General features: G+C 55.2%; 18 protein-coding genes. All 18 read right to left on the reverse strand.

Annotated elements, in window-relative coordinates; all coding sequences use genetic code 11:
* Nucleotides 1-49 precede the first annotated feature (49 nt).
* Nucleotides 50-646 (reverse strand): helix-turn-helix domain-containing protein, encoded by a 597-nt coding sequence (locus tag EFB08_RS16980; RefSeq protein ID WP_227006383.1) that lies wholly within the window; start codon nt 644-646, stop codon nt 50-52.
* Between the two features lie 38 nt (nt 647-684).
* A complete protein-coding gene (locus tag EFB08_RS16985; RefSeq protein WP_123128160.1) occupies nt 685-1314 on the reverse strand; it encodes a DUF2911 domain-containing protein in 630 nt (209 codons plus the stop codon).
* Nucleotides 1315-1356: 42 nt separating this feature from the next.
* Complete coding sequence (locus tag EFB08_RS16990) at nt 1357-2046, reverse strand: DUF2231 domain-containing protein (protein WP_123128161.1); 690 nt, start codon at nt 2044-2046, stop codon at nt 1357-1359.
* A 34-nt stretch (nt 2047-2080) separates the two neighbouring features.
* A complete protein-coding gene (locus EFB08_RS16995) occupies nt 2081-3148 on the reverse strand; it encodes a YncE family protein (protein WP_165864941.1) in 1068 nt (355 codons plus the stop codon).
* A 91-nt stretch (nt 3149-3239) separates the two neighbouring features.
* Nucleotides 3240-4559, reverse strand: a complete 1320-nt coding sequence (locus tag EFB08_RS17000) for an efflux RND transporter periplasmic adaptor subunit (protein WP_125077770.1) — start codon at nt 4557-4559, stop codon at nt 3240-3242.
* The gene (locus tag EFB08_RS17005) at nt 4556-5896 is read right to left on the reverse strand and encodes an efflux RND transporter periplasmic adaptor subunit (RefSeq protein WP_123128163.1); all 1341 of its coding nucleotides are present in this window, start codon (nt 5894-5896) and stop codon (nt 4556-4558) included. The genes EFB08_RS17000 and EFB08_RS17005 overlap by 4 nt, the downstream gene beginning before the upstream one ends.
* Nucleotides 5874-7136, reverse strand: coding sequence for a TolC family protein (locus EFB08_RS17010; protein ID WP_123128164.1), 1263 nt, complete (start codon nt 7134-7136; stop codon nt 5874-5876). The genes EFB08_RS17005 and EFB08_RS17010 overlap by 23 nt, the downstream gene beginning before the upstream one ends.
* Nucleotides 7123-9015: an efflux RND transporter permease subunit gene (locus EFB08_RS23910; RefSeq protein ID WP_123128267.1), complete on the reverse strand. Its 1893-nt coding sequence runs from the start codon at nt 9013-9015 to the stop codon at nt 7123-7125. Before EFB08_RS23910 ends, EFB08_RS17010 begins: the two co-directional genes overlap by 14 nt.
* A complete protein-coding gene (locus tag EFB08_RS23915; RefSeq protein ID WP_123128165.1) occupies nt 9008-10285 on the reverse strand; it encodes an efflux RND transporter permease subunit in 1278 nt (425 codons plus the stop codon). The genes EFB08_RS23910 and EFB08_RS23915 overlap by 8 nt, the downstream gene beginning before the upstream one ends.
* A gap of 56 nt (nt 10286-10341) precedes the next feature.
* Nucleotides 10342-10614, reverse strand: a complete 273-nt coding sequence (locus EFB08_RS17025) for a heavy metal-binding domain-containing protein (RefSeq protein ID WP_125077771.1) — start codon at nt 10612-10614, stop codon at nt 10342-10344.
* Between the two features lie 356 nt (nt 10615-10970).
* Complete coding sequence (locus tag EFB08_RS17030) at nt 10971-11366, reverse strand: hypothetical protein (RefSeq protein ID WP_123128167.1); 396 nt, start codon at nt 11364-11366, stop codon at nt 10971-10973.
* A 273-nt stretch (nt 11367-11639) separates the two neighbouring features.
* On the reverse strand, nt 11640-11966 hold the full coding sequence (locus EFB08_RS17035; protein ID WP_165864942.1) for a helix-turn-helix domain-containing protein: 327 nt from the start codon (nt 11964-11966) through the stop codon (nt 11640-11642).
* A 297-nt stretch (nt 11967-12263) separates the two neighbouring features.
* Complete coding sequence (locus EFB08_RS17040; RefSeq protein ID WP_123128169.1) at nt 12264-12545, reverse strand: hypothetical protein; 282 nt, start codon at nt 12543-12545, stop codon at nt 12264-12266.
* Between the two features lie 170 nt (nt 12546-12715).
* The gene (locus EFB08_RS17045; RefSeq protein WP_123128170.1) at nt 12716-13138 is read right to left on the reverse strand and encodes a hypothetical protein; all 423 of its coding nucleotides are present in this window, start codon (nt 13136-13138) and stop codon (nt 12716-12718) included.
* 156 nt (nt 13139-13294) lie between these two features.
* Nucleotides 13295-13702 carry a hypothetical protein gene (locus EFB08_RS17050; protein ID WP_123128171.1) on the reverse strand — a complete coding sequence of 136 codons (408 nt, stop codon included), beginning with the start codon at nt 13700-13702 and terminating at the stop codon, nt 13295-13297.
* 292 nt (nt 13703-13994) lie between these two features.
* Nucleotides 13995-16409 carry a TonB-dependent receptor gene (locus EFB08_RS17060; RefSeq protein WP_123128173.1) on the reverse strand — a complete coding sequence of 805 codons (2415 nt, stop codon included), beginning with the start codon at nt 16407-16409 and terminating at the stop codon, nt 13995-13997.
* Between the two features lie 245 nt (nt 16410-16654).
* Nucleotides 16655-16900 carry a hypothetical protein gene (locus EFB08_RS17065; protein ID WP_123128174.1) on the reverse strand — a complete coding sequence of 82 codons (246 nt, stop codon included), beginning with the start codon at nt 16898-16900 and terminating at the stop codon, nt 16655-16657.
* Between the two features lie 4 nt (nt 16901-16904).
* Entirely contained in the window at nt 16905-17189 is a 285-nt protein-coding gene (locus EFB08_RS17070; RefSeq protein ID WP_123128175.1) for a hypothetical protein, read from the reverse strand.
* Nucleotides 17190-17657: the final 468 nt, after the last annotated feature.

A 17657-nucleotide genomic window follows, 5' to 3' on the forward strand; every position in this document is an offset into this window, starting at 1 on the left:
CCGTAGGAAGGATATTTGATTTCTGCCAGGCAGCGCAGAGAGGATCTCCTTACCTTCTTTTCATTTGATCCAAGGGTAAGCGGTCCCGGACAGCCAGTTTCTTGTAGTCCGAAGGCGTATACCCGGTGATGGCTTTGAACTGCTTGGAGAGGTGGCTCAGGCTGCTGTAATGCAGCCGTGCGGCTATTTCCCCCAAAGATAGCTCCTCATAGTCCAGCTGCGCTTTGATATACTCAATCTTCTGCAGAATGATATACCGTTCGATGGTCATGTTCTCGACAGAGGAAAAGGCATGGCTGAGGGTACTGTAATCTTTCCCCAGGGCCTGACTCAGAAAAGTGGAATAGTTGGTGGTGATTTTCTCCTCCCGGTAATGGATCAAGTCGATAAGCAAGGTTTTGATCTGTTCCACCAGCTTCAGTTTCCTGTCCTCCAACAACTCGAAGCCATAGTCCTCCAACACTACTTTAACCCTTTCCTTTTCCATTGCCTCCAGAGGCCTGGTTAATTCCACGAAACCTAACTGCACTCCTAGGACAGGAAGATTAAGCAGGGCAAATTGCTCTTGGATGATCCGGATACAGCGCGGGCACACCATATTTTTAATGCTGAGGATAGTCTTGTTCTCGGCGGCCTGTGGTTCCATGTTTTAGGAATAAAGAAATAAATGGATGGAACTGGATGCTACAATTCTAGGGGAACAGGAAGCCGTAACCGCCCCCAATGCATCGCCACGGTCCCTTTATCGTCCCCTTCGGAAGTGATTTCATAGCGCAGGCGCTCCTGGTGGCTGGCAGTCTCCTCGGGGGTAACCGAAAGGCGAACGACATCGTCTTTGGGGGCGTATTCATCAGCCAGGTGCTGTTCCCAGTTCCGGTTCAGGATGACGGTCCATTCCTTCTCGCCGGGGATGGTGAACAAGGCATATTTTCCGGCCGGGATTTCCGTGCCGCCCAAGCGAATAGGCCCGTCCGTTTCCAGGGTGGTGGCGGAATGGGCACCCGTCACCCATACTTGGCCATAGGCCACGAGTCCGCCCCACACCACCCGCTTCCGAACGGCCGGGGAGTGGTAGTTTACCTGCAGATTGACCGCGCCTATCCGCCCGGTGGCCACCGCTTTGAGGCTTCCCTTGAGGGTGTCGGGTTCAGGTTGCCGCTGAATCGTGGCTGCATCTTCCGCCTTCGTTATAGGGGATACGGCAGGGGTTGCCTCTTTCTCTTGCGTTTTTTTGGTATCCGGGTTTTGGGTGCATGATTGAAAGACAAGAGTGAGAGTAGTAAGAAAGCCGAAGAAGGTTACTTTTGAAAGCATGGGTTTTATTTTAAAGGTCTTGAAAGATGTTTTGAGGTAAGATCAATGATGTTGTTCCAGGTATTTCCCCTGAGGCCCTACGCCTTCTATATGCACCAACTGCGCCCCGTAGTGGCCTGCCATGCTCACGGCGTACCCCGCCCCTATCAGGATAACCGCCGCCACGGCAATGCTCCAACGTTTCCCTTTCAAGGCCAAGACGCTCAACAGCTGGGCCAGTAACCCCAACCCGGACAGGTAGATGGTGTAGTCCGCGTATTTATCGTGCTCTTTCAAGACCAATTCGGCATGCGCGGTAAGCCCATCGGTATGCGGATGGGACCAGTGCGTGGCGGCATAGGCCGTCACAAAGCCCACCAGCACCAGGATGGTCACGGCCCAGTTCAGCTGCTTGTTTCCGAAAAGGATGTTCACAAACTGCATGGCGGCGGCGATCATCAGCAGCATGATGGGGAAATGGACGATCAAGGGGTGGATGTGCGGGAATTCCGCCAGCGAGGCATGTACCTTCCCTGGATCAGCTACGTGTCCGGCATGCTCTGCCGGGGTCATGTCCTTCAGCACCACCGTGTCGCCGTCCGGTTTTGGTTCCAGCCGGGCAGAATCCACTGGGGCTACCTTGGCTTTCTTCGGGTGCTTTTCCCCTCCGTGCGCCACACTGCTTTGTGGTTTTAGAAACAGGGCCAGGAACAGGAAGGCCAGGAAGTAAAGGGAAATGTGATTGGGTTTCATCTAAGAGATTGGGTTTAGAGATGGTCAGGTTTGTTTATGGCCGGAGGACCAATCCGTTCGGTTTCTTGCCCACCGGGATGGTGGAACGTACCGTATGGTCTGCTACTTTGATGACGGAAACGGTACCCGCTCCCTGGTTGGTGACATAGGCGGTCACCCCATCCGGGGAGAAGGCGATGGCGTGGGCATCCGCCCCGGTAGAGATGTCTCCCTGCCTGATCCATCGGCCATTGGCCTTTTTGTAGTAGACTACCTTGCCGTTGGTGGCATCGCTTACCCAAAGTTCCTGCTGGCCTGCGTGGTAAGTCACATAGCCAGGTTTAAAGCCTAGCGTAATCGTTTCCGTGACCGTGGCGGTGCTCACCTGTATCTCAGATACCGTCTGGTCTGTTTCATTGTCTGCATACATATAACCGTTCCCTGCCGGCCAGGCACCCACCGGGTCTTTGCCCACCGGTATGGTGGCCAGAATGGATTTCGTGGCAGGGTGGATAACAGAGACGGTAGCATCCAAGGTATTGGCGGCGAAGACTCGGTTGCCATCGGCTGAGAAAGTGATTTCAGACAGACCTTTGCCTACCGGGATGGTGTTTTTCAGGGTCCAGCTTCCCACATTGTACACCAGTACCTGGCTCTGGTGGTCATCTTCCTGGGAGACCCAAAGCTCTGACCCGTCTGCGTTGAAGGCGGCGTTATGCGGCATTTTCGGGAGAATAATCTCCTTCTCGATTTGGCCGGTGTAGCTGTTGAGTACGACCACTTTTAAGCCACTCATCCCGCCCATTCCTCCGCCATCATGGCCGGCGCTCAGGTCCGTGCTGGTGATGGCCACCGCCAACCTGGTTTTGTCTGGGCTCATGTTGATGTGGTGCGGAAACGTGGCCCCGTTCAGGCTGATGTGGTCTTGGTGGGTAAGGTCGTTCAGGTTGATGACATCTATATCATTGGACTCGCCGTTCACCACGAACGCGGCGGGATAGTCGATGTTCAGTTCCATGTCTTCCATCTCCTCCTCCATGTCGGCTTCGGTATGGAAATTACAGGCGGTGAAACCCAACAGCAGGCTCGCCAGGAGAGATAGGGTGATTTTTCTAGGTGCCATGGGTTCTATCGTTTAAGTTGGATATTCAAGTTGTTTTGGCATTCGGCGCGAAAGCCATCCATGGGAAGGCTTGAGGGCAATCCGCCATGGGTTAAGGATTGTGGCCCGCCATGGGGTCTGCCCCTTTCTTCAGGACAAACTCACTGTAGAGCAGATAGGCCCCCGTGACCACCACCGTGTCACTGACGCTCAGGCCGCTGGCAATGGCCACCTGGTTCGCACTTTCCCCGCCCAGGGTCACTTTCCGGGGACTGAAGGTGTTCTCCCCGGTTTTCACCCAGACATGCGCGCCCTTGGAATCCCGGATGACCGCATCCAGCGGAAGGGTCAGGGCCTCGCTCACCGGGGCCGGTAGGTTGATGGTCGCCTGGGTACCGGGGATCAACGCCCCCTTGGGGTTAGGCAATGCGGCCCTGGCCACCACCACCTGGCTGCCCTGCCGGAACTCCGGGTTGATGAAGGCCACCTTGGTTTTGATGGGGGCGGACACCCCCGGCACGGTTACCTCCACGGGAGTCCCTATCCTCACTTGGCTTGCCTCCAGCGCGTACAGTTCGGCCTCCACCCAAATGGAATTGAAGCGGCTCACCCGGTACAGCGGGCTGCCCTCCGCCACGTAGCCCCCCTCGGCGGCGGAAATCTCCGTCACCGTGCCGGAGGCAGGGGCCACAAAGGTGATGCGGGCGTCCAGGCGGCGGCTCCGGGCGATCCGGTTGATCTGGGCGTTGGTAAGCCCCGTCAGTACCAGTTTTCTCCGGCTGGCGTCCAGGATGGAGGCGAACTGCCCTTCCCCCGGAAATGCCTGCACCTGGTCCAGGGCCAGCAGATATTCCTGCTCCAGGGTAAGCAGGGTCTCGCTGTAGAGGTCATAGAGCGGCTGCCCTTTGCGGATGGGCTGGCCCGTCTCTTTCACGTACAACCTTTCGATCCGTCCGGCTGCCCGGCTGCTGATCAGGTCGGCCTGGGTCTGGTCCACGACCAGCCGGCCCGTGAGGACCGTGCTGCTGCCGACCTGCCCCATCCTGACCGGCCTAACGGTGATATTGCCCAGCCGCACCTGGCTTTCGCTGAGCATGATACTCGTCTCCGTACTTCCCGGGGCCGGTTTCTTCACCGGTACCAGGTCCATGCCGCAGATGGGGCAGGAACCCGGCTTGTCCCCCGTGATCTGGGGGTGCATCGGGCAGGTGTAAGAGGAGGCCGGTTCCTTCTTGGCGGACTGGTTCTTGGCCGCGACCAGGTCCATGCCGCAGACCGGGCAGGAGCCGGGCTCGCCTTCGACAATCTGCGGGTGCATCGGGCAGGTATAAGTGGTGCCCGTATCCGTGTGCTGGTGTTCGTCTTTCCCGGTGCAGGCTACCACTATAGCTGTCGCTAGGAAGATTAAGAATAGGTTCTTTAGCTGTCTCATCTATTATTATCTGCTACCCTAATGAAACTTTCGCTGTCCACCAGGAACTGGGCATTGGCCGCGATCACATCCTGGGCGGTCAGGCCCTGGGTTACCTCCACCTGTCCGTCGGCACGTTGCCCCACCCGCACAGCCGTTGGCTTGAATACCCCGTTGACTTTGAGAAAAGCCACGGATTGGGTACCCAGGTCCAGCACCGCCTCTTTGGGAACCCATAAAGCCGCGCCGGTACTGTACCTCGTTCTACCCGTGAGGAGTTGGCCGATAACCATGGACTTTCCCTGCGCCGGGAGCAAGGCCCGGACCTGGGCGAAGTTCTCCCCGGCCCCGTAGACCGGCTCCACCAGGTTCACGGTGGACTGCACCGATTCGCCGGGCAGTTGGTTGAAGGTGATGGTGATCGGCGTCCCTTTCCGCAGCTGCCCCACCAAGGCGCTGGCCACGTTGAACTGCGCCCATACCTGGGAGGCATCCACCACTTTGAGCAGGGCCTGCCCCGTGGTCACGTACATGCCTTCCCGGATGGCAAAACCTGTATTCTGGGCGAGGGCCGTTGCAGCACTGCCGCTGCCTCCCGCCGTACTGGACGCACCGCCCATGCCCATCCCATCACCTCCTGCGGCAGCGGTGGCAGCAGGAGCCGTTGGGGGAGTTGCCGTAACGGATGGGTCCAGCACGTAGCCGGTGTAAGGGCTGTAAACGGAAAAGGTATAGGTTTCCTTCCCAGTTCGGGTTAGTTGGCTGATCTGGCCTGCCGTAGCCCCTAACAGGCGCAGTTTCTGCTTCGCCCCCTGAATGAGGGAGGTATTGCTAGGGTCATTCTGCAGAAGGTACACCAGTTCTTTCTGGGCGGTCACCAGCTCAGGGCTGTAGATATCGTACAGTTTCTGGCCCTTGCGGACCGGCTGGTAGTTGAACTGCACGTACAGTTTTTCCACCCTTCCCCCAAAACGGGCCGGGATGGTGTACTGCCGGCGCGTGTCGTAGGTCACCACCCCGCTCATCGTGATCTCATTCTCCACCTGCCTCTGCTCCGGCTGGGTGGTCCCCACCGAGGAGACCACCGTCTGGTTGGCAGGCTGTAGCAAGTAATTCAGGTCCGTGGATACGGGGGCAGCGGGGGCGTTGGCCGGTTGCCTGGCCACCAGGTCCATGCCACAGATGGGACAGGAACCCGGCTTGTCCTGCACGATCTGCGGGTGCATGGGGCAGGTGTATTCCATGACGTGGGTGGCCTCCGCCGATTCCCCTTTGCCCTGGTCCTTGCAGCCGGCGAAGGAGAACGGCACCAGCAAAACCAGCAGCCAGATGAATTTATTTCTCCAGTTCTTTCTCATAATTAACGCCGATCAGGTAAAGCTGTTCCAGGTTGTTGAGGTATTCCATCTGGGCCATGTTCAGGGCTTCCCAGGCATCGATCACCAGCGGCAGCTGCCCCGTGTTCTGCTCGTAGCCCAGCAGGGTGGTCTCGTAGTTGCGGCGCAGGGCCGGGATGATCTTCTTCTCGTAGTTCCGCACCTGCGTGCGCTTGGTCTGCAGTTCCAGGGCCATGCTGGCCACCATGTTACGGGCCTCGTTCAAGAGGTTCTCCCGTCCCTTCTGCATCCCCTGTATCTCCAGGGCCATGGCCTTGCTGTTGGCCTTGTACATCTTGGAGGACCAGGGGGCAATGGGGATGGAGACCATCCCCATCAGGGTGAAGGACTGCGGCATCATCCGGTCGCGGGGCATCATGTTCTCGAACCGGATGCCGAAGTCCGGTTTCCGCTGCAGGTTCTCCAGGCGCAGGTTGAGTTGCATGGACTCAATGGTGCGGTCTACCTGGCGGATGTCGCTGCGGGCGGCACCCAAAGAGGCGGTGTCGGGCAGCACCGTCGGTTCCGGGGCTTGGGCCGTGGTGTCGATGCGGAAGCGGTTCTCCGGCGGCAGGTTCATCAGCATGTTCAGCTGGATGTTTCGCATGGTGATCTCACTCTCGTTCATCACCAGCATGTTCTCCACCTCGCCCAGCCGTCCCTCGGCCTTGTAGATACTGCCCAGCGAACCTTGGTTGTAGGGGTAGCGGACCTTGCCCAGCTTGAGCATGAACTGCATGATGCGCTGACTTTCCAGCAGCACGGATCTTTTCTTCTCCAGCACCACCCATTGGTAGTAGGCGGTCCTGGCCTGCGCCCGCAGTTGGTTGAAGGTGTTGTCCCGCCCCGCCTCCTCGATGGCCGCCTTGGAAAGCTGGTATTTCTCCCGGGCCTTCAGCTTGGCGGGGTTGGTGATGTCCTGCTCCACGGCGGTCATGTACATGGCGTCGTCCTGTCCTCCCATCTCCTCTCCCTCCATGGGCATCTGCCCCGGGTAGGGGTACATGAACACCCCGGCCCCCACCATGGGCGCCATCTGGCTCCTGGCCCCTTTCGCCATGGCGTTCTGCGCCTGGGCGCGGAGTCCGAATTCCTGCAGCATGGGATTGTTCCGGGAGATCCGGTGCAGCACGGTGTCCAACGGAAGCACCGGCGTTTGGGCGCTTGCCGCTCTCCCCAGCAACAGCAGCAAGGCCAATAGGTATATTCTAGTGTTTAACATCGTAGATTTCTAGTTTGCCGTGTTTTTTTAACTCGTAGAGTTTCGTCATCTCAAACACCACGGGCGTCACCAGCAGGATGTGGATGGAGGAGGTGAACACCCCCCCGATCAGCGGCAGCACGATGGGCAGCATCACATCCGTGCCTACCCCGGTGGCCCACAGCACGGGGATCAATCCGAAAAGTGAGACGGAAACGGTCATGATCTTGGGGCGCAGCCTCTTAGCCGCACCTTGGAAGACATAGTCGCGGATGTCCCGCTTGGTGATCGTCTGGCTGGAGTTCCCCTTCTTGGCCACCAACTCATCCATGGCCTCGTTGAGGTACACCACCATCAGCATGCCGGTCTCCACCGCCATCCCGAACAGGGCGATGAAGCCCACCGCCACCGCCACTGACAGGTTGATGCCGTAGAAGTACACGATGAATACTCCGCCCACCAAAGCGAAGGGAATGGTGACCAGGTTAAGGAAAGCCTCCTTTAAAGACCCAAATGAGAAATACAGGATCAGGAAGATAATCAGCACGACCAAGGGGATGATGATTTTTAGGGTCTGATTCGCCCGGATCTGGTTTTCCCACTGCCCACTCCACTCCAACCGGTAACCGGTGGGCAGAACGCCCATTTCCCCGTTCAGCTTTTGGATCGCTTCCTGCACGGTGCTGCCCAGATCGCGGTCCCGCACGTTGAACAAAACCGCCCCGCGCAGCTGCGCGTTTTCGGAAGCAATCATCGGAGGCCCGTCCACGAACCGCACGTCGGCTACCGCTGACAAAGGAACTGTCCCGGCCGTAGCTGATTTGATGGGGATGCGGCCGATGCGCTCCAGGCTGTTGCGGTACTCCTGCGCCAAGCGCAGGTTGATGGAGAACCGCTGACGGCCCTCGATGGTATTCCCGATGGTCATCCCGCCCAACGCGGACTCCACCACGCTGTTCACGTCATCCACGGACAGCCCGTACCGGCCCAACTCCCCACGGCGGGTCTGGATCTCCAGGTACCTCCCGCCGGTCACGGGTTCAATGTACAGATCCTTCACGCCTTCCACTCCCTGCAGGGCATTGCGTACCTTCTCTGATACTACCGCGATGGAGTCCAGGCTCTGCCCGTACACTTTCACCCCCACGTCGGTCCGGATGCCGGTAGCCAGCATGTTGATGCGGTTGATGATGGGCTGTGTCCATCCGTTGATCACGCCCGGTATTTGCAATTTCTGGTCCAACTCGGCAATGATCTTGGCCTTGGTCATGCCCTCACGCCACTCGGACTCCGGCTTCAGCTGGATGATGGTCTCGATCATGCTGATGGGCGAGTTGTCGGTGGCGGTGCTGGCCCGGCCCGCTTTGCCCAGCACCTGCGCCACTTCCGGCACGGATTTGATGATTTTGTCCTGCACCTGTAGGATGCGCTTGGCCTCCGAGTTGGAGATATCGGGCAGGGTGACTGGCATGAACAGGATGGAACTCTCATCTAAGGGCGGCATGAACTCCGAACCCAAACTCATTAGCATAGGGATGCTGACCAGCAGGGCCACGATGTTAATCCCGATGGTGGTCTTGCGCCACTCCAGGCACCAGCGCAGGACAGGGCCGTAGACTTTTTCCAGCCCGCGGTTGATGGGGTTGGCACTCTCCGGCTTGAACTTACCCTTGAGCAGCAGGGAGAGCAGCACCGGGGTCACCGTGATGGCCACAAGGGCATCGACGATCAGGATAAAGGTCTTGGTCCAGGCCAAGGGGCTGAATAGCCTACCTTCCTGCCCGGTCAGCAAAAACACCGGCAGGAAAGAGGTGATGATGATGATGGTACTCCAGAACACGCTGGGGCCAACCTGCTTGGAGGCTTTCTCTATGATTGAAAGGCGTGTTTCCTTATCCATGGTTTTCTTTGGTTTGGGCATCGGCCAGATGCCGGTAAGCGTTCTCCACCATTACAATAGCGTCATCCACGATCACCCCAATGGATAGGGCGATTCCGGTCAGGGACATGATGTTGGAGGTGATCCCGAAGGCGTTCAGCAGAATGAAACCGATGGCGATGGAAAGGGGAAGCTGAATGATGATGATGAGCGCACTGCGCCAATGGAAGAGGAAAAGGAACACGATAAAGGACGCCACCAGCATCTCCTCTATAAGGGTGGTCTTGATGGAGTTTACTGACTCATTGATGAGCCCGCTCCGGTCATAGACGATGTTGAACTTGACGCCCTTGGGCAAACCGGCGGAGACCTCCTCCATCTTGGTCTTGACGTTCCGGATCACCTCCTCCGCGTTCTCGCCGTAGCGCATCACCACGATACCGCCCACGGCCTCGCCTTCCCCGTTGAGGTCGAAAATCCCCAGGCGGGTCTCCCCCGTCATCTGCACGGTGGCGATGTCGCGCACGCTCACCGGGATGGAATTCTGGGTGGTGATGGGGATGTTCTCTATCTCCTCCGTGGATTTGAGATAGCCGGTGGTCTTGATGATGTAGCCGATGTCGCTCATCTCAAACTTACGGCCCCCGCTCTCGTTGTTGTTGGCCCGTACCGCTGCCATCACCTGCGGCACCGACAGGTTGTAATACGTCAGTTTGTTGGGGTCCACCGTGACCTGGTACTGCTTCTGGAAGCCCCCGAAGGAGGCGATCTCGCTCACGCCCGGCACGTTCTGGAGCGAGAACTTCACGTACCAGTCCTGGATGGCGCGCTGCTCGCCCAGGTCCATGCCTGGGGCCTCCAGCGTGTACCAGAGGATGTGGCCCACGCCCGTACCGTCCGGCCCCAGGGTGGGGATGGCTCCCTCCGGCAGCAGCCGGTTGGCGTAGTTGAGGCGCTCCAGCACCCGTTCCCGCGCCCAGTAGATATCGGTCTGATCCTGGAAGATAATGTAGATGAAACTCATCCCGAACATGGAAACGCCCCGCACATACTTCACCTGCGGCATGCCCTGCAGGTTGGTTACCAGGGGGTAAGTCACCTGGTCTTCGATGATCTGCGGGCTGCGGCCCATCCACTCGGTGAAGACGATGACCTGGTTTTCGGACAGGTCCGGGATCGCGTCCACCTTGTTGGTGGCCACGGAGTAGACCCCCCAGCCGAACATGCCGGCCGCGATCAGCAGGACAATCATTCGGTTGCGCAGGGAGAAGGAAATCAGTTTAGCAATCATGCTCTGCAGGAAATGATCCCCCCGGCTGCTATGCCGGGAGGAAAGAATGGAAAGGATTAATGCTGGTCGCCCGCTTGGTGCTCATGGGCGGCGGCGGCGGCGGAGTCCAGCTTTTCGCCGGGCTTCACCTCTTCCAGGAACATGCCGCATTTAGGGCATTTTCCGGGTTTGTCGCTTATTACCTCCGGGTCCATAGGACAAGTGTAGGTGACACCGGCTACCTGCTGGTTCGTCTCTGTTCCTTCGGCGGCTTTCTGCTCGGTGGCAGAACCGTTACAGGCGGAGAATAGGGTTAGGCCAAAAAAAGCCACGGCAAGGGTTGATTTCAAGGTTCTCATGAAAGGGAATATATAGATGAATGAAAAGAGGGTTTCTTCCCCTGTAAGGAGCATCCCCAAAGACAAAAGTCTTTTAGGGCATGCTTCTTAGGCAAGGGAATACAGCGGTGCTGCGAGGCAAAGCCTGAATAATCCTAAAGGAGGTGAGCGTAAAATCCGGATACAGGCAGGCGCTAGCCAACTGCTGGCTCTATAGGGAGCACAGGAGGTGGCAAGGGCCTAAGCACAAGCGACAAGGGCTAGGAAAATGTGGCTTGGGCAGGTAAAAATACCCGGCTGAAAATTACGGTCTAGGGTACGACGTTTGGGGAGGAGAATCGCAAGCGTTCCTAGACGGGGAAAGGGTACTATATAATAAAGGTTTGATGTAGGATGCCGATGAGCCTGCCGGGGACCGGAGGGGGCAAGGTGAAATGGGGGATCGTCTCCAGGATGGAAGGCCGGATGTGTTCGGTGAAGTCCGGATAGGTGCCTGGCTCCTTCGCCACCTTGGCCACCTGTTGGGCCGGAGCGTTGAGGTTGGTGTGGGAGGCTACTCCCCGCTGCATGACACAGGACAGGTCATTGCAGGATTTCATAGGCTTCTTGGAAGCCTTTTTGCAGCAGCAGCCTGGTTCGGCGAAAAAACCGATTGAAGTCCCTTTTCCGCCGGAACACTGCGAGACCGCCACGCGGAAGCCCATAGAAGCCAGGGAAAGGGCCACTATCAAGCTAAGGTGAACTAGTTTATGCAGTGTTTTCATCCAGGAAGCGGTTTTGCTTTCGTATCACAACGTCAGCAGCCAGCAAGAGTTGCCTGATCTGCTGACCTTTACTTGGCAAAAGTAGAGATAGAGGCGTAATAAGTTGTTATACAATTATGGTGGAAACTTATATAATTAGTTCTATTCCTTATGACTCCTGGAATTAGCAGTTAGACAGATCGTTAGGGCAAGGCAAACCTATAGAAGTGTTCCCGTCCGCCTCGATGTTCCATAAGGCGGGTTGCTGCTGGAAGTGAAGGCAAGGCCCCGGAGCTATGCTGGCGTACTTTCAGGCGTCGTAGGGTGGTGGGTCTGCAAATAGATAAGTTTCTCCCTCGCTAATGTGAGGGTCTCCAGGGTACAGTTGTGCCGATGCAGTTCCTGGGCCACTTTTTCCCCAAAAAACTGTAGCTTCAGCGCGGGCAGATCGGTTTTGAGAACCGCCGCCATTTTCATCAGGTTGATCTCTTTGGGCAGCACGGAATCTGCTTCCAATTGACTTAGTTGGAAGCGACTAAGACCTATCTCCTTGGCTAAGCGGACTTGGGTGCATTTTTGGGATTTGCGCAAGCGGCGTACGAACCTGCCGAAACTTTCCATGGTATTCTTGTTCAAGGCAATACAAAGTAAGCCCATTTCAACCTAAAAACCATCGCTTTCAGGCCGAAATGGGCGTTTGTCCGAGCTTTGGATTCCCACTAGGCCCTTGCAAACAAATGATAACTCTTAATAGATAATTTTAATGGGTAATGAAAAGATAACTAGAAAGAGGCTAGTGCCTGGAGGGGGTCACCTTAGGAAAGAATACGGATCGTGGTTGGCAGCCTAACAAAAGGCTATAACTAATGGGCAGGTGTTAAATAGTTGAATGGATTATGCAGGTGAAGGGATTTCATGTCATGCAAGATCCATGTCCTCTGAAGTAGCCAGGGGTTGGGGTATACTCTCCTGTGTCCCTGAGGCGCTGTCCCCCAGCTTGAAATACGCAAGCCTGCCTTCTATCAGGCCTTGGTAAACCCGCAGCCCCTCAAGCTTTTCACTCTCTTCTTCCCTAGTTATCAAGTACCTTACGTACACCAACTTCTCCTCTGCTTCTGCCCTGGTAAGGGTGGAGGCATCAAAATTCTCAAACCAATTCATCTCAAATCCCTCCCTTTCATTACCTTTTCTCCCTTTCATAACCTGTAAATCCTCCTTTTATTTTGGGCCCGCTTGGGAGATTTGAAAGATAGTGCAACAACTATACTGATTAAGTGCCATTTGGAGGCTTGCCCCTTAAACTTAGATTTTGCCGAAGCTTACCACAGAAGTTTGGTTTAAGGCTTATCGGCTGAAGGACTGATGCATGATTAACCATTTGATTGAAGGCCTAGGTCCAAACGATTCAGCCAAGAAATAGCAGGGGCAACCTCTGTGAAGCTCTGGAACTGGATGGGCAACTTATTGCCTTTGAACACCTTTCTCACCACATGTTCCCTGAAATGGCTGGAGGAGATGATCCTTGCAATCTTTTGGACGCGGGTGGAGGTTAAACTCTTCACGAAATGGGCGATGACTGGCGCAAATACCTCCTCCCCCACATCCACCTGGGTATCCCTTGCGTCAAACAGGAGCTTTTTGCTGTCGTAGTTCCTTACGTGCTCCACGATGATGCCAAAGGAGCTGCTGATCTCAGGAACGAGGATATCACTCACCGGTGGAAAACTGACAGACATGATATCAGTGGCAGGGTCGTACTCCAAATTAAGAAAACCACTGGTATAGATATTCATGGGCGTTGGCTAGGATGTACAGACAAACGGCACTTCCCTCCTATTCGTTACCATGATCCCAAGCCGTGGTAACCAACAGGTTCTAAATGCTTCCTAAGACCATCCAAACGCACTTACTGATTATGACAGGAATCCTGATATCTGAAATGGAAGGGACTAGCCTTTGAGCCACTCCAAAGCCTCTACTTTTTTGGTGAAGTTCTGGAGTTCGAAGGTAAGCATACCAGCCTGCTCGATTTCCCTGATGTCCTTCTCGGCATTCTCCTCCACTGCCGGGCTAGGAGACTGAAGACGCGCTAGTTTCACCAGCCTGGTCTTCATCAGGCCTTCGGCAAGATACATCCCAATCTGCAGGCTCTCCTGCTCGCTGACAGATACAGTTGTCCTGCTGGAATCCAGCAGGAGCCTTTTGACATCATAGCTTCTGACGTTCTCTAGCAGGATTTTTATACTGTCCTTTATCTCAGGGAGAAGGTGGTCATGCAAATCAGGGTGTGCCACCTCTAAGATGTCAGTAGCAGGGCTATAGTCTAACTTTATGATGGTGTTCTCGAACAAAATCATTGCTGTGGGAAGGCTGGGGCGTTTATGCTGTGGTTCTCCAACGTACGCCTAACAATCAATAGTTCCTAAACATATGCGGTTTATATATATTAATCGTAAGTGGTTGAGGGGAAGGATGGGCAAGACAAGATTATTGAATAATGCAAACGATAGGACTTGGGGAATAGGCAAGCGCAATAGACGTCAATCAGCCAGTTCCCTTCTGGCTGGTAAGGCAGAAGAGAACTGGCTGTACGCCTGGAAGAAGGGTAAAGAGTAGGTGACCCGTTAGCCCCTTATCCGGATAGGGCGATTAGAACCTGTAGGAAAGGGTAGTGACAAACTGACGGGGAGGGATCGGGTTAACGCTGTAGTTCTCGTGCACCAGGTAATTGAGCTCATTGGTGATATTGGACAGCTTGCCCAGGAGGGAAAACTTGTGGCGGGTATACCCCAGCGAAACATCAAACGTGGTGAAACCGCTTACCGGGATCAGGCGGTTGAATTTCTGCGCCTGGCCCACTTGGTTGTTCCAGCCGGCGTTCCGCTCCCCGGTGTAGAAACCGGAGGCACCCACTTTCAAGCCTTTCAGGGCCGTTGTTTTGAGGGTGTAGAAGATGGTGGCGTTGGCGGTATGGGCCGGGTTGCTCACCAGGCGCTCCCCCTCTATATAGCTGCCCTTGGAACCGGGGGTGTCCGTGTAGCGCATGAAGTTGTAGCTGTATCCCGCCAGGAAGGTCAGGCTTGGCACGAGGGTACCGCTCAGGTCCACCTCCGCCCCGTCACTGGTGGTCTGCCCGGTGAATTCCTTAATGGTGGCGTCCGTATTCAACGTGGTACCGTCGGCCAGGTACTGCGCCTGCAAAGCCAGGTCATTGTTGATGATCCGGTAAAAGGTGACATTGACCGAGAGCAGGTCTTTGATCAAATCATTTTTCACGCCTGCTTCATACTGGTCCACGATGGAGGGCTTCAGGTTCTGCTGAAACACATCCTTCCCGGTGTTGGGGACGAAGTTGTTGGAGTAACTGGCAAACAGGGAAGTCGTGGAGGTCGGCTGGTAAACTACCCCTACCCGAGGGGAAAATGCCCGGTCGTATTTAGTCGTAGCTGTGGTGCTGTTCTTGACCTCATTGTTCGTCAAGTCATACAGTTTGGCGACGGCAACTTTCTGGTAAGACCACCGAAGTCCGGCCAAGACCTTGAACTTGTCTGAAATGCTGATCAGGTCCTGAAAATAGGTTCCGATACGGTAGGTAGGGGTTTCGGTGCGGAGGGTGGCCGTGGCAAGGGGCTCATCGGTGCGAGGGGTGAATTTGGTGGGGTCCAGAAGGTTGATGGAATCGTACACGTCGCCCTTGCCCAAAGAAGATATTTTGAATGTATGGGAAGTGTTCAGGTAACGTTCCGCATCCGCCCCCACCAGCACGGTATGGCCCAGGCCGAAGGTTTTGAATTCCCCGTTCAGGTTGATCTGCCCGGTGTAGTAATCCTCCGAGATATCCGACCGGGTTAGTTTCCGGCCCCAATCCCCGTCGGCGTCCGCCTGAATCCGCTCGGTAGAGAAATAGTCCCGGCCGAACTTCTGCTGTGACCCGATGAAGTTCAGCTTCCAGGTCTCGTTCAGTTGGTGGTCCACCGTGGCCGAGGTAGTTACCTGGTTGACCTTGTTGTAGGCCCAGGGAGCGTTGAAAAAGGTAGACCGGCCAATCGTGGTGGGAATCTTGCTGTCTAAAGAGCCGATCCCGAAGTCCGGGGTGAAGTCATGGTTCATGTAATCCCCCTGCACCAAAATAGTGGTTCTGGAACCCAGTTTGTAGAGGAGGGAAGGATTTACGTAGTACCGTTTTGATTCCACGCTGTTCCGGTAGCTCTCCGACGTTTCGAAGGTGCCGATCATCCGGAAGGCCAGGTTTTGGGAAATCGGCCCGTACACATCCGCTATGGGTTTGTAGAGGTTATAGCTGCCCGCCCGCAGGGCTATCTCTCCGCCGTACTCGAATTTGGGCTGCTTCGTCACCATGTTGATGATGGCCCCGCCGGACACGTTGCCATACAGCAAAGCGGCACTTCCCTTCAGTACTTCCACCCGTTCCAGGGTGCTGGCCTCCGGGATGACCGCGGAGTTGGAGCGGGCCCCGTTCTTGAAAATGTTGTTGGCCCCTAGGTTGTACCCGCGGGCAAAGAAGGTCTCCGCCGTACTGCCCCGGCTGGTGCCCAGGGAAACCCCGTTCACGTTCTTGATGACGTCGCTCAGCCTGGAAGCCTGCTGGTTGGCGATCACCTCGCTGTTCACGATGGTCATGCTCTGGGGCATGTCCAGGGGGGCAATGGCTATTTTCCCGATGGCCAATGGCTTTTTGTTGATGGTCTTTCCGGCGGTTACCACTACCTCGGAGATCCGGGCGGCGTTTTCCACTAACTCAAAATTGACCTTGGTTGTCTTTCCGGCTTCCACGGTGATGCTCGTTTCCTTGCTTTCCAACCCCACAAAAGAGCTGGTCAGGGTATAAGTGCCGGGGGGAACGCCCTGGATCGTGTAGAAACCATCCTCTCCGGTAACGGCACCTTTGCTGGTTCCCGTTAAACCCACATTTACGTAAGCGGCGGGTTTCCCGTCGCTGGACTTTATTTTGCCGCTTACCCTGCCCGTCGCCTGGGCAAACGCGTGCTGGCCGAAGGCCAGGAAGACTAGAATTGGGAAGAGGAAGGAGTAGATCTGTCTCATTATTGCTATTTAGATTAAATCTAATTTGACGCAAATATAGAGACGGTATCTCAACCTGCAAATATTATTTAGATTGATTCTTAATAATTTTTCAGGCGATTTAGAGGCTTTGAAAGGTGAAAGACGGGGGGAAAGGGTGCCCATGTAACCCAAATCCTTCCTTTCACACCATAGTAGGAAAGGGAAATAAAGCCCGGAACTGGACTAGCCCGGAAGCAGCCCAAGCTAATCCAGTTCTGGGAACTCTAGGCGGAAAGAAGATGCTCGGGGTGCCCCAGTACCTCCAGGACATAGCGCAGACCTGCCCAGCTCTGCTCGGGAACTTGGCAATCCATCACCTCTTCGATAAAGGCGGTCATCTTTTCCAGGGGGCAATCACCCTCGATCCTGTACTGGGAAGAAGCCAAAAACTTCTCCTGTAACTCTGTGCTTTCTACTCTGACAATAAATCCTTCTTTGGTGTACAGTACAATTTCATGGCCGTTAATCATGTCGTTAGTGGTTACTTGGTGGGGGGGAAGCAAAAATGACACTTACCAAGGTTAAAAACTCAACGTTGACCAACTTTGCGAAAGCCTGAAGCTCGGATACCCGGAAGGTGCTGGGGTCTTTTATTTTAGCCTGCAGCCGGACGGTGTTCAAACTGAGCTTCTTGGCGATATGGGTAACCGGGATAATCGCAACTATCTCCCCGAGACTCTTTATCTTACCTTCCTCCAAGCCAATCTTCACCTTCACGTATCGTAAGTCATCCTCAAAGTTGATCTCAGTTGTTTTCATCGGGAGCGTAATTGAAATCTTTGACAAAGCATATAAAACTATGAAGCCCTGTCCTACAAGTCCGGGTAGTGAGCGAAGCGCAATAGGTCAATTTAGTTAAGTAAAATACTAAAGCGGCTGAATACCTGCAAACAAGCGGGGCACGAAAGCTGAAAAAAATTCATTAGGAAAGAATCAGGGCAATTAACCTGACGCAAAACACTTCCCTCCTCAAAACAAGAACCGGAAACAGGATGAACCTCTGCCTGATTTACCAGGGAAGGTCACCGGAGGTACTTATCCCGTTGCCGGCAGGGCCAATTTCCAATCCTCCCCTCCGGTCACGGGAACAATCCCCCTTTACATTATATACGATATGTACCGGTGAATGACTACGGAAAGTATAGGTTTTGTAAATCCCAGGTTTGGGTTACTCCGCAGCGTAAATGCAGCCAGCCTTCCAGGTAACAATTGGAAAAAGGGGCAAGA

This window comes from Rufibacter latericius, from assembly GCF_003721515.1.
Classification (GTDB): domain Bacteria; phylum Bacteroidota; class Bacteroidia; order Cytophagales; family Hymenobacteraceae; genus Nibribacter; species Nibribacter latericius.